The following is a 13070-nucleotide window of genomic DNA, read 5'->3' on the forward strand; positions in this document are numbered from 1 at the left end:
AAAGCGCTTTGGTTACTTTCGCGCTTTTCGAAAGTGACCCGCTGTAAGAGCGGAACCATAGGTGGCCGTTACCGCAGAAACGGATATACACACCATCCTAGCCCCCAGAAATCACAGAAATCACAGAAATCACAGACATCACCAATCAAGCTGATGATTATTTTTTGTCGGCCATCGCTTGCGTGTCGTCGCCGATTGTTGGGCACCGTGTCCGGGCTGAGTAAACCTGACCGGAGCCTAATAATGATAAGAAAACGCTCGGCCACAGCCGCAGTCCTCCAACGACTTCCACGGCCTGGCCACACCCGCCCGCAACCCCTTGCGCTGGCGATTCTTGCTGTCCTCGCGGGGCCCAGTCATGCCACCAGTTTTGACATCAACGAAGACTGGAGCCTATCGACCAAAACCACGCTGACCCTGGGCAGCAGCTGGTCGACGCAAAATCCCGACAAAAGCCTGATGACCCGCGCCAACGCCTTGCAGGCCCAAGGCGTTCAAGCCAACGGCACCAGCGTCAGCGCCGACGACAATCGGCTGAACTTCGAGAAGGGCGACCCCATCTCGCAGAACTTCAAGGGCCTCACCGATTTCAGTCTCGATGGCCAGGGCCAGGGCGCGTTCATTCGCTTCAAATACTGGTACGACCATGCCTACGAAACCCGCGATGGCCGCTTCAAGGATTTCGACGATTCGGGCTGGGACGACCTGTCCAAGTTCAAGGGTTTCCAGATGCTCGACGCCTATGTCTGGAAAGACTTCCAGGTGGCCGAGCATCCGTTGAGCGTGAAAGTCGGCAATCAGGTGTTGTCCTGGGGTGAGTCGCTGCTGATCCAGAACGGCATCAACGTGATCAACCCGCTGGACGTTTCGGCGTTCAACCGCCCAGGCGTGGAAATCAAGGAAGGCCAGTTGCCGGTGGAGATGGTCTCCTTCAGCTTCGGGTTGTCGGACACCACCAACCTAGAAGGCTTTTACCAATACAACTGGCGTCCCAGCGTACTCGACGGCTGCGGCACGTTTTTCGCCAGCAGCGATGCGATCCAGAAGGGTTGCGGGCCGTTGTATCTGGGCCAGGTGCAGACCGATCAACAGATGCAGGCCGCCGGTTTGTACGCCACGACCCGGGGCAATGAATCGCCGTCCGACAACGGGCAGTTCGGCTTCGCCCTGCGCCAGATGATTCCGGCGCTGAACGATGCCGAAGCGGCGATCTACTTCATCAACTACCACTCGCGGCTGCCGTATTTCACCCTCGATGCGAAGAACGTCGGCCTGCCAGGAACCTTCCCCGGTGGCATTCAGGCACCGAGCTACGCGGCGGCGTTTCCGGAGAACATCCGCCTCTACGGCATCAGCCTCAATGGCGTCGAACCGAACAGCGGCATTTCCCTGGCCGGTGAAATCAGCTACCGGCCGAACATGCCACTGTCGATCAACGCGCCGGACATCAACGTCGCGGTGATTTCCGGGCCGGCGGGCAGTTCCTGGGTCGACTTGCCGCCTGGTTTCAACATCAATCGCGGTTCCCGCTATGACGGTTGGGAGCGCAAGGGTGTTTGGCAGATGACCGGTTCGGCGACCCAGGCCTTCGACAATGTGCTGGGCGCCACCCGCCTGAGCCTGTTCGGCGAGGCCGGCGTCGTGCATATCGACGACCTCGGCGATGAGCGTCTGGGCCGCAACGCCGCGTTCGGCCGCAGTGCCACGCGCAACGGCACACCCTGCAACACCGTGGCTTCCGGCGTGACCAATCAGTACTGCACCGACAAGGGTTTCGCCACCGATTGGTCGTGGGGTTATCGCCTGCGCGCGAGCCTGGAGTACAGCGACGTGCTGCCCGGCATCAATCTGATTCCGGCGGTCAACTGGCGGCATGACGTGTCGGGGTATTCCTACGATCCACAAGGTCCGTTCCAGGAAGGTCAGCAAGCCCTCGGCCTGAGCCTGACCGGCACGTATTTCAACGATTACAGCGTGGAACTGGCCTACAACGCGTTCTTCGGTTCCAACGACTACAGCATCCTCGACGACCGCGATTTCGCATCCGTCAGCTTCAAGGCAGATTTCTAAGGAGAACCATTATGCGTATGCAATTGTGCGTGCTGGCCCTGGCCTGCAGCGTCGGCCTGGCCCAGGCCAAAGGCACCGATTCGGCCGCCCTGGGCAAAACATTGACCCCCATGGGGTCACAAATGTCTGCCAATGCCGACGGCAGTATTCCGGCCTGGACCGGTGGCCTTGCGAGTAACGCCGGCACCGTCGACAGTAAGGGCGGTTACAGCGACCCGTATGCCGCGGAAAAACCTTTGTTCACCATCACGGCGCAAAACCTCGCGCAGCATCAAGCGTTTCTCAGCCCAGGGCAGATCGCGTTGTTCAAGCGCTTTCCCGACAGCTACAAAATGAACATCTACCCGACCCATCGCAGCGCGAATCTACCCAAGGATGTGCTGGACCAGAGCCGCGACAACGTCGCCAAAACCAGCCTGGCCGACGGCGGCAATGGATTGCATGACTACACGCGAGGCATTCCGTTTCCGTTGCCCACCGAAGGGCTGGAGGTGATGTGGAACCACATGACCCGTTATCGCGGCGGCAGTTACGAGCGCATCAGCAGCTCGGCGCTGGTGCGTGAGAACGGCGCTACCAGCTACGTGCGCAACCAGTCGCTGATCAACTTTGCCGACACCGTTGGTGGGCTCGAAGCGGGTTCCAATATCCTGTTCATGTTCAAGAGCCGGGTGCTGGAGCCGGCGCGGCTGTCCGGCGAAGCAGTGTTGGTGCATGAGCCGATCGACCAGGTCGCCGAGCCGCGGTCGGCGTGGCAATACCTGCCCGGTCAACGTCGCGTGCGCCGCGCTCCGATGATCGCCTACGACAACAGTGCCCGTTACAGCAACGGCCTGATCACCGCCGACAACATCGACGGCTACAACGGCGCGCCGGACCGTTTCGACTGGAAACTGATTGGCAAGCAGGAGCTGTTCATCCCGTACAACAGCTACAAGATCGGCAGCCACGGCCTCAAGTACGACGAGGTGATCAAGCCCAACCACGTCAACCAGGACCTGGCCCGCTACGAAAAACATCGAGTGTGGGTGGTGGAAGCGACCCTCAAGCCCAACGCCCGGCACATCTACGCCAAACGTCGGTTCTATGTGGACGAGGACAGTTGGCAGATCGCCCAGTCGGACCAGTACGACAGCCGCGGTGAATTGTGGCGCAGCGGTGAACTGCATGCGATTCAGCAGTACGACCATGGCTTCACCTACAACGTGCTGGAAACCTCTTATGACCTGATTTCCGGACGCTATTACGCCGGCGGTCTGGCCAACGAAGAGACCGAACCGATGCGCGTCGGCTTCGCCGCCAAAACCGATGACTACACCCCTTCGGATTTGCGGCGCTGGGCCAAGTAACCGTTCTTCGGCACCACAAAAAATCAAATGTGGGAGCGGGCTTGCTCGCGAAGACGGTGTCTCAGTCACCATCAATGTTGCCTGACACGCCGCCTTCGCGAGCAAGCCCGCTCCCACAGTGGAGATGAAGTGTGCCGCTTTTTCATGTCTGCCAGGAGATCTGCCATGCGCTACTGGATATCCGCTCTGGCCCTGGGCGCAAGCCTGGGCACCGTTCACGCTGCAACCCTCGATCAACCTCAGGCGAAGGCGTTGGCCCAGGAGGCTTACGTGTTCGCCTACGCCACCGCCGAGCACGACAAAGTGCTCACCGCCATCGCCGCCAAGCTGCCGTTCAACCGGCTCTACAGCGAGCCGCGACTGTTCGGTCCGCAGGACAACAAAGTGGTGTCGCCGAACAACGACACCTTCTATTCCCGGGCCTTGCTCGATTTGCGCAGCGAACCGGTGGTTCTGGACGTGCCGGCGGTGCAAGGGCGCTATTACAGCTTTCAACTGGTCGATATGCGCACCGATAACCTCGATTACATCGGCACCCGCGCTACGGGAAACGGGGCGGGGCGTTACCTGATCGCCGGACCGGATTGGCAGGGCGAATTGCCGAAGGGTTTCAGTGGTGTGATTCGTTCACCCAGTCGCCTGGTGTTTTTGCTCGGCCGCACCGAGGTCAAGGGCGAAGCTGATCAAAAGGACGCCGCGAAAGTATTGATGGGCTATGCGCTGCAACCGTTGTCCAGGGTAACCGGTGGTACTGCGCCGAACCTGGCAACGCTGCAATTACCGCCGTATCAAGACACCAAACAAGGGCCGGCTCAGGCGCTGTTCAGTCAATTCAATGCGCTTTCGCCATTGCATGAATGGACCGCCAGCGAGCGCGAGAAGCTCGCACGTTTTGCCGCCATTGGGGTGAAACCGGGCGCGGCGTTCGAACCGCCAGCGGACTTGAGCGAGGCGATTGCCCAAGGCGCCGAAGCGGGCCGTGAGCAAGTGCGTGCAGCGTCGAGCCGGGTCTCAGTGGAACAGCAAGGCTGGTTCCGTTCACCGAGCAATGTCGGTAAATTCGGCGACGATGACCTGACCCGTGCGGCGGTGGCCTGGCGGTACATCTACGCCAACGACCCGGTTGAGGCGGTGTATCCGATGGCGTTGCACGATGCCGAGGGGCAGCTACTGGATGGCAACAAAACCTATCGTTTGCATTTCCCCTCCGGACAATTGCCGCCGGTGAACGCCTTCTGGTCACTGACCTTGTATGACGGCAAAACCCAATTGCTCGCCGCCAATCCGATCCAGCGTTACGCCCTGGGCGATCGCAGCCCCGACTTGCAGTACGACGCCGATGGCGGGTTGACCCTGATCCTGCAACCCGATGCACCGAAGCAAGCGCTGCAAGGCAACTGGCTGCCGACGCCCGAAGGTCCGTTCAATCTGCTGCTGCGTTTGTACCTGCCTAAAAACGGGGCGCTTGATGGCAGTTATCGACTGCCGACCATTGCGAGGGTCGAGCCATGAACATGATTTTCAGCCGTCGTCGCGTGCTGGGTAGCATGGGGGTGCTGGGCGGGAGTCTGATGTTTCCACGCTGGTTGTTGGCTGCGGGGCCGGATGATCTTCGAGCCATTGCGCAGGAAGCATGGATCTACGCCTACCCGATGCTGATGCATTACCAGACCATGGAAAAACAGGTACTCAACCCGGCTGCGCCGGAGTACGTCGGCGGCTTCAATCGCTTTCGTCACTACAGCGAGCTCTACACCCCGAAAAATCGCGAAATCGTCACCCCGAACAACGACACGCCATACTCCTGGGCCTGGCTCGATCTGCGCAGCGAGCCACAAGTGTTGAGCGTTCCGGCGGTGGCCGATGACCGCTATTACGTTCACCAATTGGTGGACCAGTACACCCACAACTTCGCCTACGTCGGCGTGCTCAGCACCGGGCGTGAGGCGGGGGATTACCTGATCGCCGGGCCCGACTGGCAGGGGGCGACCCCGGCCGGCATCAAGGCTGTGCTGCGCAGCGAAACCGAGATCGTCATGGTGCTCGGGCGCTCGGGTTTGAAAAACGCCGATGATCTACCGGCCGTGCGCGCCTTGCAGCAGCAATACCGCTTGCGCCCGTTGCATGAATACACCGGCAGCCCTGCGCCCGTCGCGGCGCCCGCGATGGCTTGGCCGGCGTGGGACAGCAAGACCGGGTTGGGTCTCGAATTCATTGCGGTACTGAACCAAATCCTCACCCTGTGCCCGACGCATCCGTCCGAACGAGCCATGCGCGCCCGGTTCGCGCGTATAGGCATCGTTCCCGGTCAGGGCCTCGATGTCGCGGCGTTGCCGGTGGATGTGCGTCAGGCGTTGATCGCCGGGATTCAGGATGCTCAGGTGCAGCTGCAAACGGCGTCTGGAAAAGTGCGCAATACCCTGGGCATGTTCGGCACTCGCGAGGCGTTGCAGGGCAACTACCAAAACCGTGCCGTTGCAGCGGCCGTTGGTATCTACGGCAACAGCGTCGAAGAGGCTTTTTATCTGGGCAGCCGCCAGGACAATCAGGGCCAGCCGTTGCAGGGCGGGCGTCGCTATCAACTGCGGTTCGCACCGGGGCAACTGCCACCGGTCAGCGAGTTCTGGTCGTTGACGCTTTACGATTTGCCAGACCGACAATTGGTCGCCAATCCTATCGATCGGTATTGCCTGAGCAGCCGCGATCGTATGCAGCTGGATGCGGATGGAGGGCTGACGTTGCTGATGCAGCCTTCGGCGCCGCAAGAACAGAGCAACTGGCTACCGACACCATCGAGTGGGGCGTTTACCGTGATCTTGCGGTTGTACGGGCCAGAGCGGCAGGTGATTGAACAGCAGTGGCGGATGCCGGCGGTTGAAGTGATTCAGGCGTAGTCTGATAAATCGCCTTCGCGAGCAAGCCCGCTCCCACATTGGATTTGTGTCGTTCACAAAAACTTGGGACTGACACAGTTCCCTGTGGGAGCGGGCTTGCTCGCGAAGGGCGCGACGCGGTTTTCCCGCGCTACCCCATCAAGGCGTCACGATATTGAACTGCGGACTAAACGTATCAAGGCTGCCCAACAACTCCCCAAGCTTTTTCCCATCCCCCTGCAACTTGATCAATCCTTTCTGAATCGCTGTCGGGAAATCCAGTTGCTTGAGGCTGATCTGTTCCAGAGTCGCCTTGCTCAGGCTCACACTGGCATCCGCTTCGGGGTTGAGCCCGGCACGGTGAGTCAGCACGCCGTTGCGCAAGGTCAGGTTGAAATCCTTGTGCTGATCTTCGAACGTCCAGTTCAGCGTCAGGTCATGGCCGACCGCTTTGTCGCTGTCCAAGCGGATCGCGAGGTAGTCGAAGAACATGTCCGGCGTCATCGCCCGCACCATGTCCACCGACACCGAACTGCCTGCATGTTGCGGCACACCATTGCGCAACTCCATCGCCCCGGTCAGGTACATGTTGCGCCAGGTGGCGTTCTCGCTCTGATAACCCAATTGCTCCAGCGCGTCGGCCTGGGCGCTGCGGCCCGGTGCGTTGTCCGGTTCGGCGAACAGCAACTGATTGCCTAACTGCGCCGCCCAACGATAGTCACCCTTGGCCATCGCTGCGCGCATTTTCTCGATCACCGCCGCGCCACCGCCCATGGCCTCGACCATGCGCTTGGCGGTGTCCACCGGCGGTAGTGGATTGAGGTTGGCCGGGTTGCCATCGTAGAAACCCATGTAACGCTGATACACCGCCCGAGAGTTATGGCTGAGTGAGCCGTAGTAACCGCGGGTGTACCACTTCTGCTCCAGCGCGCCGGGGAGTTTCTGCATGTTCTCGGCGATTTCCATCGGCGTCAGACCCTGGTTCAGCAGGTGCAAGGTGCGATCGTTGAGAAACGCGTACATGTCGCGCTGATCGGCGAGGAAAGTGCGAATCCGCTCGCCACCCCAGGTCGGCCAATTGTGCTGGGCGAACAGCACGTCGCTCTTGTCGCCGTAGCGCGCCAGGCTGCTGTCCAGGTATTGCGCCCAGGCCTTGGCGTCACGCACGGGCGCGCCGCGCGGAGTGAGAATGTTGTGCATCATTTGCGTGGCGTTTTCCGCCATGCACAAGGCGCGCAGCTGCGGCAGGTACAGGTTCATTTCCGATGGCGCTTCGGTGCCCGGCGTGAGTTGGAATTCCACCTCGAGCCCGGCGATGGTGCGGGTTTCCAGTTCTTTGCCGATCAGGTCAGTGGGTTCTATCAGGGTGATGGTGCCGCCGGTGGGCAGGCTCTTGCCCATGCCTGAATCGACCTGACCTTTTTCACCACGGGGCAGCAGGCTGCCGAACTGATACTGGGCGCGCCGGCTCATGGCGTTGCCGGCGTACACGTTTTCGCTCATCACGTGTTCCATGAACCCCGACGGCGCATACACCTTGACCTTGCCGGCCTTGACGTCGGCCTCGTCGATAACCCCGCGCACGCCACCGAAATGGTCGACGTGGGTGTGGCTGTAGATCACCGCCACCACCGGTTTCTGCGGACGGTTCTGGTAGTACAGCGCCAGGGCAGCCTTGGCGGTTTCGGCCATGGTCAGCGGGTCGATGATGATCAGCCCGTCGTCACCTTCGATGATCGTCATGTTGGCCACATCGAGGCCGCGCACCTGATAGATCTTCGGGCTGACCTCGAACAACCCGGCATGGGCGCTGAGTTGGGCCAGGCGCCACAGACTCGGGTTGACCGAGCCCGGGGCCTGATCCTTGGCGAGGAAGTCGTAGGCCTGAATATCCCAGATGACCTTGCCGGCCGCGTCCTTGATCTGGCCCTTGAACGGCGCAATCAAGCCCCGGCCGACGGACTCGTAATCAGTGCGGTCACTGAAGGGCAGGTGTTGCAGGACTGCGGCATTGTTGGCCGTGGTCAGTGAACTGGCGTCGGCCGGCACATCGGCGGCAACCACCGGTTGCGTCAGGCACGCGGTGATCAGGCAGGCCAACAGGCCACGAGGGCTCAAAGTGAAACGAGGCATGGCGTCTCCGTTTTTTATCGTTATGGTTAGACCAGCCTCGAGGGTAGGGCGGCGGTCAAGCGGGGCCGCAATCATCGACGGACAAAAAACATTCAGGGCCGCTATCCTTGCCTCACGCTTATCGAACGGGTTTTGCCATGCTTGAAGTCCAGGGCGTCTTCAAAAGCTACGCCACACCGCAAGGTCCGCTGCCGGTGTTGCAAGGCGTCGACCTGACGCTGAAACCCGGCAGCAGCCTGGCGCTGATGGGCGAGTCGGGCAGTGGCAAAAGCACCTTGCTGCACCTGATTGCCGGGCTGGACAAGGTCGATAGCGGCAGCATCCGCAGCGGCGAGCATCGTCTGGAACAGATGAGCGAAGGGCAACTGGCGAACTGGCGACGGACTGAAATCGGCCTGGTGTTCCAGCAGTTCAACCTGATCGGCAGCCTGCGGGTCGAGGACAATCTGGCGTTCCAGGCACGCCTGGCCGGGCGGCATGATCCGCATTGGCAGGCGCATCTGGTGCAGCGCCTGGGCTTGGCGGATTTGCTGCGGCGTTATCCGGAGCAGTTGTCCGGCGGCCAGCAACAACGGGTCGCGCTGGGCCGGGCCCTGGCGTCGCAGCCAAAATTGCTGCTGGCCGACGAGCCCACCGGCAGCCTCGATGAAGCCACCAGCGATGAGGTGTTGAAGTTATTGCTGGAACTGCTCCACGACAGTCCCACCACTTTGTTGATGGTCACCCACAGCCACCGCGTCGCGGCGCGGCTGGCGGAAAAGGTGGTGCTGCATCGTGGTCGCCTGGCTGGCGCGGACGAGCGCTGAAGTGCGAGTCTTTCGCGAAACCCTGCGGGCGCTGCTCAGCCATTGGCGGCAGCACCCGGTGCAGTTTTTCAGTGTACTGACCGGGCTGTGGCTCGCCACCAGTCTGTTGACCGGTGTGCAAGCATTGAACAGCCAGGCGCGGGAAAGTTATGCCCGGGCCAGTCAGCTGATCGGCGGTGAACCGCAGGCCAGTCTCAGTGCGCCCAGTGGCGCGACGTTCTCCCAGCAAGTGTTTGTCGACCTGCGTCGCGCAGGTTGGCCGGTGTCGCCGGTGCTGCAAGGTCGGGTGACGCTCAAGGGCCATGAAGACCAGCGTTTGCAGTTGATGGGGATCGAACCGGTATCGTTGCCGGCCGGTTCCGCAGTGGCCGGACAGGCGATGGATATCGCAAAGGTCGTTGAGTTTTTCAGCCCGCCGGGCAGCACCTGGATTTCGCCGCAGACCTTGCAGGCACTGGGTCTGCACGAGGGTGAACAGCCGTTGAATTTGAACGGTGTGGCATTGCCGCCGCTGCGTGTGCAAACCGATATGGCACCCGGTTTGTTGTTGGTAGACATTGGCTTCGCTCAACAGATTCTGGGCTTGCCGGATCAACTGTCGCGTTTGCTGTTACCGAAGGATTTCACCGCGAACCTGCCGGATCAATTCAAGGGGCAGCTCCAACTCAAGACCAGCGGCGAAGAAAACAACCTGTCGCGCCTGACCGAAAGTTTTCACCTGAATCTCGACGCTTTGGGCTTTCTGTCTTTCGTGGTCGGCCTGTTCATCGTCCACGCCGCGATCGGGCTGGCGCTGGAGCAACGCCGAAGCTTGCTTAGAACCCTGCGCGCCTGCGGCGTCAGTGCTCGAATGCTGATTGCTTGTCTGGCGGTTGAACTGGGTGGCCTGGCATTGATCGGTGGGCTCGCCGGAGTCGTCAGCGGTTACTTGCTGGCCAGCGTATTGTTGCCGGACGTCGCCGCCAGCCTGCGCGGGTTATACGGTGCCGAAGTGCCGGGGCGGTTGAACCTCAGTCCGTTGTGGTGGCTGAGCGGCGTTGGCCTGGGTTTGCTCGGTGCGTTGCTGGCCGGTGCAAACAGTCTGTTGCGCGCTGCGCGCCTGCCGTTGTTGGCCCTGGCTGACCCGCAGGCGTGGCATCAGGCCCACGCGCGCTGGTTGCGGCGTCAAGGTTGGGTCGCGGCGGTGGCCGCCGTGATCGCGCTGCTGGCGTTGCTCCGGGGCGACAGCCTGGCCAGTGGATTTGTGCTGATGGGGGCGCTGTTGCTCGGTGCCGCGTTGGCGTTGCCGGTGGTGCTCAGTGCCGTGTTGAACCTGGTGCTGAGCCGCAGTCGATCGGTGCTCGGCCAGTGGTTTCTCGCCGATTGCCGTCAGCAACTGCCGGCCCTGAGTCTGGCGTTGATGGCGCTACTCCTGGCATTGGCGGCGAACATCGGTGCCGGCAGCATGACCGCCGGTTTTCGCCAGACCTTCAGCAACTGGCTCGAACAACGGCTGACCGCCGAGCTCTACCTCAATCCACAAAACCCGGCCCAGGCCCGAGAACTGCACACCTGGCTCGAACAACAGCCACAACTCACGGCGGTGCTGCCCAACTGGCAGGTGTCGATCCAGTTGCAGGGCTGGCCGACGGATGTCTTCGGCGTGATCGACCACCCGACCTATCGCCAGCACTGGCCGTTGCTGGAAGCCTTGGGCGACAAGCCGTGGGATCGCCTGGCCACGGATGACACGCTGATGCTCAGCGAACAACTGGCCCGCCGGTTGAACGTACGTCTCGGCGACCACCTGACGCTGCCCACACCGAGCGGCCCGTGGTCGCCACAGATCGTCGGCATCTACGCCGACTACGGCAATCCCAAGGGCCACGTGCTGGTTAACGTCAATCATCTGCTGCGCGGCTGGCCGCAGCTGACGCCGAACCGTTTCAACCTGCGTATCGACCCCGCGTCGATCCCGGCGTTCCTGACTGCGCTGCAAGCACGCTTCGCCCTGGAGGACAGCCGCATCGTCGACCAGGCCCGGCTCAAGGGCTGGTCGACGCAAGTGTTCGAACGCACCTTCGCCGCGACCGCTGCGCTCAACAGCCTGACCCTGTGCGTGGCGGGGGTGGCGCTGTTCATCAGCCTGCTGACCCAGAGCCAGAGCCGCCTCGGGCAACTGGCGCCATTGTGGGCGTTGGGTGTGACGCGTCGACAATTGATGCTGCTCAACCTCGGGCAAACCTGGTTGCTCGCGGTGCTGACCTTGGTGCTGGCGTTGCCGTTGGGCATCGCCCTGGCCTGGTGCCTGGACACAGTGATCAACGTCCAGGCCTTTGGTTGGCGTCTGCCATTGCGGGTGTTCCCGCTGCAATTGTTGCAGTTGATGGGGCTGGCACTGCTCGCGACGTTGCTGGCCTCGGCGTGGCCGCTGTACTCGCTGTATCGCACGCAACCGGCGGACCTGCTGAGGACGTTTGCTCATGAGGATTAAGGTCGGCGTATTGTTATTGGCCTTGCTCGGCGGCTGCGATAACTCGGTGCCTGATGAGAAAGGCTTCGCGGGGCTGGGCAATCAGGCGGCGGCGTTCACCCCGGTGGTGCCCGGGCGGGTGTTCAGCTTCCCGGCGGATCACGGGCCTCACGACGGTTTTCGTATTGAATGGTGGTACGTCACCGCCAACCTCAAGGACGATCAGGGCAACGAGTTCGGCGTGCAGTGGACTCTGTTTCGCAGTGCCTTGAGCGCCGTGCCCGAGGTGGCCGGCTGGGGCAATCAGACGATCTGGCTCGGTCACGCGGCAGTGACCTCGGCTACCACGCATTACGCCGCCGAACGCTACGCGCGTGGCGGCGTCGACCAGGCCGGCGTTAGCGTGACGCCGTTCAATGCGTGGATCGACGATTGGCGTTTCAGCAGTCAGGCCACCCCGGAAAATCCGTTGGCCGACCTGCAACTCAGCGCTCGGGACAAGGGGTTCAACTACCAATTACGGCTGACGTCCACACGACCGCTGGTGCTGCATGGGGACAAGGGTTTCAGCCAGAAATCCGAACAGGGCCAGGCGTCGTACTACTACAGTCAGCCGTTTTTTCAGGCCAGCGGTGCGCTGCAAATCGATGGGAAAAATTATCAAGTAAGCGGCCCGGCCTGGCTCGATCGCGAATGGAGCAGCCAGCCGCTGACGGCCAATCAGACCGGTTGGGACTGGTTTTCCCTGCACCTGGACAGCGGTGAGCACGTGATGCTCTACCGCATGCGGCACAAGGAGGGCGATCCTTATCTCACGGGCACATGGATCGATGCTCAGGGCCGGACGCAGTTGTTGCACGCCAGCGACATCAGCCTCACACCGCAAGACACCGCCAACGTGGCAGGGCGCTCGATGCCGGTGCGCTGGTCGATCAAAATCCCCGGCAAACACCTCGACATCACCCTCGATGCCCTAAACCCCCATGCCTGGATGAATTTGCGCATTCCTTATTGGGAAGGACCCGTGCGGTTGAGCGGCAGCCAGGGCGGGCAGGGCTATCTGGAAATGACCGGGTATTGAGTCGGAACTCTCGCCAGAGCGATGGCCTCCTAATTTAATAAGCCCGTTCACAGGAGCCCGCCATGAGCGAAGACCTCAAACCCCCTGACCTTGCGTCCTGGCAGCGCCTGTTTGAAGACAAGGCCTACTGGCAACAGTCCCCCGACGCCCATTACAGTGAACTGTTGCGGGTGGCCGACGACCTGTTGGGGCAGGGCGCCATTGACCTTGAACAGTGGCAGGCGCTGAAGAGCAAAGCCGAACAGTCCCACAAGGACTCACCCGCCGTGAACGTCGCCCACGAAGTCGACGATCCCGAAGCCTGAG

The 13070-nt window shown here is 61.5% G+C and carries 9 protein-coding genes; 8 read left to right on the forward strand and 1 reads right to left on the reverse strand.

What is annotated here, in order from left to right; all coding sequences use genetic code 11:
• Positions 1-243: 243 nt before the first annotated feature.
• The 4 genes from ACA055_RS10805 to ACA055_RS10820 all read left to right on the forward strand — a co-directional run bounded on the left by ACA055_RS10805 (position 244) and on the right by ACA055_RS10820 (position 6313).
• Positions 244-2070 carry a DUF1302 domain-containing protein gene (locus tag ACA055_RS10805; RefSeq protein WP_497683596.1) on the forward strand — a complete coding sequence of 609 codons (1827 nt, stop codon included), beginning with the start codon at positions 244-246 and terminating at the stop codon, positions 2068-2070.
• A gap of 11 nt (positions 2071-2081) precedes the next feature.
• On the forward strand, positions 2082-3419 hold the full coding sequence (locus ACA055_RS10810; protein ID WP_497683597.1) for a DUF1329 domain-containing protein: 1338 nt from the start codon (positions 2082-2084) through the stop codon (positions 3417-3419).
• Positions 3420-3584: 165 nt separating this feature from the next.
• Positions 3585-4931 carry a DUF1254 domain-containing protein gene (locus ACA055_RS10815; protein ID WP_497683598.1) on the forward strand — a complete coding sequence of 449 codons (1347 nt, stop codon included), beginning with the start codon at positions 3585-3587 and terminating at the stop codon, positions 4929-4931.
• Positions 4928-6313, forward strand: coding sequence for a DUF1254 domain-containing protein (locus ACA055_RS10820; RefSeq protein WP_497683599.1), 1386 nt, complete (start codon positions 4928-4930; stop codon positions 6311-6313). The genes ACA055_RS10815 and ACA055_RS10820 overlap by 4 nt, the downstream gene beginning before the upstream one ends.
• 138 nt (positions 6314-6451) lie before the next feature.
• On the opposite strand, the gene ACA055_RS10825 is transcribed toward ACA055_RS10820, so the two are convergent.
• The gene (locus ACA055_RS10825; protein ID WP_497683600.1) at positions 6452-8425 is read right to left on the reverse strand and encodes an alkyl/aryl-sulfatase; all 1974 of its coding nucleotides are present in this window, start codon (positions 8423-8425) and stop codon (positions 6452-6454) included.
• Positions 8426-8562: 137 nt separating this feature from the next.
• On the opposite strand from ACA055_RS10825, the gene ACA055_RS10830 reads away from it, so the two are divergent.
• From ACA055_RS10830 to ACA055_RS10845, 4 genes are all read left to right on the forward strand, one after another.
• Complete coding sequence (locus tag ACA055_RS10830) at positions 8563-9231, forward strand: ABC transporter ATP-binding protein (RefSeq protein WP_497683601.1); 669 nt, start codon at positions 8563-8565, stop codon at positions 9229-9231.
• 1 nt (position 9232) lies between these two features.
• On the forward strand, positions 9233-11704 hold the full coding sequence (locus tag ACA055_RS10835; RefSeq protein ID WP_497684386.1) for an FtsX-like permease family protein: 2472 nt from the start codon (positions 9233-9235) through the stop codon (positions 11702-11704).
• Positions 11694-12764, forward strand: coding sequence for a lipocalin-like domain-containing protein (locus tag ACA055_RS10840; protein ID WP_497683602.1), 1071 nt, complete (start codon positions 11694-11696; stop codon positions 12762-12764). Before ACA055_RS10835 ends, ACA055_RS10840 begins: the two co-directional genes overlap by 11 nt.
• 62 nt (positions 12765-12826) lie before the next feature.
• On the forward strand, positions 12827-13069 hold the full coding sequence (locus ACA055_RS10845) for a hypothetical protein (RefSeq protein WP_497683603.1): 243 nt from the start codon (positions 12827-12829) through the stop codon (positions 13067-13069).
• Position 13070: the final 1 nt, after the last annotated feature.

The sequence above is a fragment of the Pseudomonas sp. LBUM1657 genome, from assembly GCF_059716075.1.